General features: G+C 59.1%; 1 protein-coding gene. It reads left to right on the forward strand.

The genetic code is table 11. From position 1 onward, the window contains the following. Positions 1-124 precede the first annotated feature (124 nt). Positions 125-386 (forward strand): 6TM ABC transporter family protein (locus LRL21_RS47460; protein ID WP_420832581.1); only part of this gene is annotated, 262 nt, incomplete at its 3' end.

A 386-nucleotide genomic window follows, 5' to 3' on the forward strand; every position in this document is an offset into this window, starting at 1 on the left:
GTATTCGGTAAGCCTCGAAGAATTCGAAAGCTCTTATACGGGAGTGGTGCTGACTATGGCGCCGGGAGAGCACTTTGTCCGGTCAGGGCGGCGATTTTCCGTAAGCTCGTCGCTGCTGCAGCGGGTGCAGGGCTATGAATGGGAGGTCGTCTACCTGCTTGCCGCGGGCCTTGCGTTGGCTGGAACCGGAGTACTTGTGCCGCTCTTCCTTAAGTTCTTCGTCGACCGGATGCTACTGGCGGGCAAGATGGAATGCGCAGCAGCGCTGCTTCTGGGCATGCTGGCCGTCGTCATTCTCCGCGGGGGGCTGACCACGCTCAGGCAATATACGCTTCTGAGACTGGAAACCAAAATATCCCTCAGTCTGTCCGGCGCGTTCGTCTGGC

Source organism: Paenibacillus periandrae (assembly GCF_022458865.1).
Classification (GTDB): domain Bacteria; phylum Bacillota; class Bacilli; order Paenibacillales; family NBRC-103111; genus Paenibacillus_S; species Paenibacillus_S periandrae.